The sequence below is a fragment of the Roseiarcus sp. genome (assembly GCF_052145395.1).
Lineage (GTDB): Bacteria > Pseudomonadota > Alphaproteobacteria > Rhizobiales > Beijerinckiaceae > Roseiarcus.
Genome location: NZ_JBKQOT010000274.1, coordinates 1 through 3720, shown reverse-complemented (window position 1 = coordinate 3720; position 3720 = coordinate 1). Strand labels below are relative to the sequence as shown.

Sequence of the window (3720 nt, the reverse complement as noted above, 5' to 3'; positions counted from 1 at the left end):
ATCGACGTATTTTATACCGGAGACGAAGGAGGCATAATCTGTTGCCTCGATATCGGCGGCCCACAAACCCAGAGCGCCAATCTAGTCTCAATAACCCACCTCGGATTCCATCGTAATACGCCCCTGTCGCGAGAGATCGACCAATACCAACGCCATAGAATTAAGAAGATAAAGCAACAGAACGACCGCGGATACTAACTATCTCCCAGCCCTTGGGCTGGTTCGCGCCCACAAACCCATGCTATCCCAGTTCTCGCGAGACCGCTCAACAGGACTATGAGGCGCGATTTGGCAAGCCGAAATCCTAACCGACCGACTCCCGAGGAAAGCGATTGCGTGCTGCTCGACCAACGTCTTCGCCGATCTCGGCTATCCGGACGCGGAAGAGCGGCAGACGAAGCCCCGGCTCGCTCTCGCGATCAACGAGATCGTCGCCTCCAAGCGCCTCACGCTGACCGAGGCGGCCGCGCGTCTCGGCGTCGGACAGCCGAAGATTTCGGCGCTGGTGTGCTATCGGCTCGACGGATTCTCGGTCGAGCGCCTGATGACGTTCCTCACTGCGCTCGATCGTGACGTGGAGATGACGATCAAGAAAAAGCCTCGCTCGCGACCGACCGGCCGCGTCCTCGTGAATGCAGCCTGAGGTCGTCCAATGAAGGCCGGCGAGTTGCTCATTGACGAGAGCGAGATCGTCGAGACGTTCGTCCGCGCCTCGGGCCCCGGCGGGCAGAACGTCAACAAGGTCGCGAGCGCGGTCGAATTGCGGTTCGACGCCCGCCGCAGCCCGAGCCTGCCCAACGACGTCGCCGCCCGCCTCATCAGGCTCGCCGGCGCGCGCGCCACCCAGGACGGCGTCATCGTCATCTTCGCCCAGCGCTTTTCCAGCCAGCCGCGCAACCGCGAGGACGCCCGCGACCGCCTTGCCGCGCTGCTCATGAAGGCGCAGGAGCGGGAGAAGCCGCGGCGGCCGACCAAGCCGACCCGCGCCTCAAAAATCCGCCGCCTCGAAGAAAAGAGCCGGCGGGGCGGGATCAAGGCACTGAGAGGGAAGGCGGATTCGGACTGAGCATCCCATGAACGTCACCGTGCTGGCTTTTGGCTCTCGTGGCGACGTCCAGCCGGCGGTTGCGCTCGCGGCGGCCTTGGCCTTGCACGGCCATGCGACGAGCCTCGTTGCGCCCAGGAATTTCGCCGCGCTCGCCACCCGATACGGCGTCGGCTTCCGCGCGATGCCGATTGATATGGTCGAGGAGCTTCGCGCGCCCGAGACCGAGGCGCTGTTTGCGGGCGGCGGCAATCCGGTCGCTCTCGTCCGCTGGTCGCTTCAGATGATCCGCAGAACTGGCGGCGGAATCGCGTCCGCGGTTCTGGAGGGCGCAGAAGACGCCGACCTCATGGTCGCCACCGCGCTCATGGGACCGTTCGGCGCCCTGCTCGCGAAACGGCTTGAGGTTCCATGCGTCCACGCGTGGTGGGCGCCGGCGCTGGCGGCCCGCGACTTTCTGTTCGCAGCCAGTGAGACCGCCCCGCCACGACTGCCCGGCTGGGCGAACCGCGCCCTGTTCCATGGCTTGGAGCAGGGGATGTGGCTCGCGATGCGTCCGGCGTATCGCCCCGCATGCAAGATCTGTGGGCTGCCGCCGCCGCCTTTTGCGCCGCCGCTCAGGCGCGCGATCGGGCATGGCGAGACGCTGCTTCTCGCCTACAGCGAGGCCCTGTTGCCGCGCAGCCGCGAGTGGCCCGCCAATGTTGAGGTGACCGGCTGGTGGTTTCTCGACGACCGCGCCAATTGGACGCCGCCGCCGGAGCTCGAGCGCTTTCTCGCCGACGGTCCGATCCCGATCTATGTCGGCTTCGGCAGTATGGCGCTCTTCGACCGCGATGCGTCGCTCGACGCGGTCCTCGCTGCCGTCGCGCGGGCCGGCGCGCGCGCGGTCGTCAGCGCCGGATGGGGTGGACTCGCGCGCAACGACCTGCCGCCCTCCATCTTCGCGCTCGACGAGGCGCCGCACGACTGGCTCTTTCCCCGTATGGCGGCGATCGTCCATCACGGAGGCGCCGGGACGACGGGCGCCGCGCTAAGAGCCGGCAAGCCGTCCGTCGTCACCCCCTTCATCACCGACCAGCACGCCTGGGCGCGGCTCCTCTTCGCGCGCGGGCTAGCCCCGGCGCCGTTGCCGCACCGCGCGCTGACCGCCGATGCGCTGGCCGCGGCGATCAGGACGGCGCTGAGCGACAACGCTATGCGCGAACGCGCCGCCGCAATCGGCGCAACTGTGCGCGCCGAGAACGGACTCGCCAATGCGGTCGCCGCGATCGAACGGTCGGCCCCGCGATAAGGCGCGTGCGCCACCCAGGGTTGCCGCGTCGACGAAGGGCGCCGCGAGAGCCAGACTAGCCGTCAAAGCCTGACACTCGGCGCCCGGCGTGGAACGCCGCAAAAAGGGCGGATTGCAGGCAATCGAAGCCGACCCCATTGGATGGCGGGAGTGCGCAAAGAGCGGTCGTTCGCAGACGGCTTGGCGAACGATTAACATCCGGCCCTTTGCCTTCCGGTCGATCCCGGTACGGGAGGAGAGCGCTATGAGCGGCCGTCCCGTGAAAGACGCGTCGAAGGCGTCAGTGTTGCACCAAGAGAGAACCCAAGCAGGTGTTTCTTGACCACGTAATCCCGAAGGCAGCAAGAAGCTATGCAGGGCGTGCGGTTGGCGAAGACATATTTCGTAGGAAGGACCCGGCGTCTTCCGAGTTGGCATATGTTAATATGGTGTCAATTGTTCACACCGCTTCCACTCCGCTCCGCACAGGTATAAGTCCAGCACTCCTACCGCACGCGCAGCGGTGTCTAACTCGCAAAGGTCTTTTGTGATGGTTTTCGGCGGAGTCGCTCCAAGAGATCGAGAATATCTCTTCGTCGACGGAGGATGCCTCCGGTCAAGCGTCAGGACTATTTGCCGCGATCTATTCAATGACGAGAACGAGTACCAACCCTATATCCCGACTATGGCAGGTGGGGAGTACGATAAGATCTTTTACTATGATGCCGTTCCAGGCAAAGAGCACGGAGAAGCCCAAGCCACCTACGAGGCGCGTGTTCAGGGAGACCACGATCGATTTGCGCAGATTCAGGCGCTCGATCGTGTCCACGTTGCCCTTGGGAAAATTGTTGGGGCCGATAGGCGGCAAAAGGGCGTCGACGTTCAACTGGCAGTCGACATGATGACGCACGCCTTTCGGGGCAACATAACGCGGGCGACGCTGTTCGCAGGAGATGCCGATTTCCTTCCGCTTATTAGAGCCTTAGTCGGCGAGGGGCTGCATGTAACTCTCTGGCATCCACCTCAAGCGAACGCTGATTTAAAGGGCGCGGCGGATAGCACGCGCCTGTTCGATTTCAAGGCCCACTACAACTGCTTAACTGCTGATGGCAAGCGGCCGGCGTTTTGCAACGGCACATCCGGCAGTATAATTGGTGGCGGTCAGGCGGTCTCACCCCTGCCGGCGTAAACAACGTTGTGACCATAGGCGAATACAGATTTTCAGGCCGTTGGCAAGGTGGCACGCTGCAAGTCTGGCGTGGTGGTCCAGGAAACACTTGGTCTTACATAAATCTCGAAGCACCTAGCGCAAGCTTGACACGGGCCATAAAGGTGTTTGACGCAATCAACAACTGGAACATTGAAGCCACGGGTAGTGAGTGGATCGAGACCTAGTATTTGG

General features: G+C 63.4%; 4 protein-coding genes. All 4 read left to right on the top strand.

Going from position 1 to position 3720, the window contains the following annotated elements:
- Positions 1–286: 286 nt before the first annotated feature.
- The 4 genes from ACLP25_RS09240 to ACLP25_RS09225 all read left to right on the top strand — a co-directional run bounded on the left by ACLP25_RS09240 (position 287) and on the right by ACLP25_RS09225 (position 3507).
- The gene (locus ACLP25_RS09240; protein ID WP_442468908.1) at positions 287–643 is read left to right on the top strand and encodes a helix-turn-helix domain-containing protein; all 357 of its coding nucleotides are present in this window, start codon (positions 287–289) and stop codon (positions 641–643) included.
- A 9-nt stretch (positions 644–652) separates the two neighbouring features.
- Positions 653–1066 carry an alternative ribosome rescue aminoacyl-tRNA hydrolase ArfB gene (gene arfB / locus ACLP25_RS09235; protein WP_442468907.1) on the top strand — a complete coding sequence of 138 codons (414 nt, stop codon included), beginning with the start codon at positions 653–655 and terminating at the stop codon, positions 1064–1066.
- Between the two features lie 7 nt (positions 1067–1073).
- On the top strand, positions 1074–2339 hold the full coding sequence (locus ACLP25_RS09230) for a glycosyltransferase (RefSeq protein ID WP_442468906.1): 1266 nt from the start codon (positions 1074–1076) through the stop codon (positions 2337–2339).
- A gap of 529 nt (positions 2340–2868) precedes the next feature.
- The gene (locus ACLP25_RS09225; RefSeq protein WP_442468905.1) at positions 2869–3507 is read left to right on the top strand and encodes an NYN domain-containing protein; all 639 of its coding nucleotides are present in this window, start codon (positions 2869–2871) and stop codon (positions 3505–3507) included.
- Positions 3508–3720: the final 213 nt, after the last annotated feature.

Coding starts and splice junctions, on each gene's coding strand:
- ACLP25_RS09225 (WP_442468905.1), top strand. CDS start 2,869: ATGGTTTTCGGCGGAGTCGCTCCAAGAGATCGAGAATATCTCTTCGTC.
- arfB (WP_442468907.1), top strand. CDS start 653: ATGAAGGCCGGCGAGTTGCTCATTGACGAGAGCGAGATCGTCGAGACG.
- ACLP25_RS09230 (WP_442468906.1), top strand. CDS start 1,074: ATGAACGTCACCGTGCTGGCTTTTGGCTCTCGTGGCGACGTCCAGCCG.